Below are 683 nucleotides of genomic sequence, written 5' to 3'. Positions count from 1 at the left end.
ATCAAGAACAATGGCAAGATTTGCAGGATCGAGAAGCAGTTATTCGCTTAAATGAAACCCCGCCTTTTTTAGTGGTTGAAATTGTCAGTCCTTCGACAAAAAGCACCGATCGCCGCGCCAAACGTGCCGAATATAGCGTCTTAAATATTCCTGAATATTGGATTGTCGATCCTATCGAGTCGCAGGTGATTGTTTGTTCTTTAGTAGAAGGATTATACGATGCAGAAGAATTCCGAGGAGGCGATCGCATTATTTCCCCAACTTTTCCCGAACTTATTCTAACTGCCGCACAAGTTTTACAAGGTAATTTTTAAGAGTAAATTCATCTTATTTCAAAACCATGATAATCGCAACCCAAAAACTGATTCTCAAAGAATATCTCAACTATGACGACGGAACAGACAATCGTTATGAATTAGTTAATGGAGAATTAGTAGAAATGGCGCTTCCTAGCGGACAACATGGCGAAATTGCTGATTTTTTAAACTTTCAATTTCGTCGAGAAATAGAAAGACTCGATCGCCACTGGGTTTCTAAGCAAATGGCGATTGGGGTTCAATCTCCTCGAGGCGATCGCACTGATACAGTTCGCATTCCTGATGTTACAATAATTCATCAAGAACAATGGCAAGATTTGCAGGATCGAGAAGCAGTTATTCGCTTAAATGAAACCCCGCCTTTTT

The 683-nt window shown here is 40.3% G+C and carries 2 protein-coding genes; both read left to right on the top strand.

Going from position 1 to position 683, the window contains the following annotated elements; genetic code table 11:
- Window positions 1-314 (top strand): Uma2 family endonuclease (locus JUI58_RS19100; RefSeq protein WP_204105404.1); only part of this gene is annotated, 314 nt, incomplete at its 5' end.
- A gap of 26 nt (window positions 315-340) precedes the next feature.
- Window positions 341-683, top strand: a 343-nt coding sequence (locus JUI58_RS19095; RefSeq protein ID WP_204105403.1) for a Uma2 family endonuclease, incomplete at its 3' end; no start/stop codon positions are given.

The sequence above is a fragment of the Spirulina sp. CCY15215 genome (assembly GCF_016888125.1).
Classification (GTDB): domain Bacteria; phylum Cyanobacteriota; class Cyanobacteriia; order Cyanobacteriales; family Spirulinaceae; genus CCY15215.
This window is presented reverse-complemented; position numbering and strand designations above follow the sequence as displayed.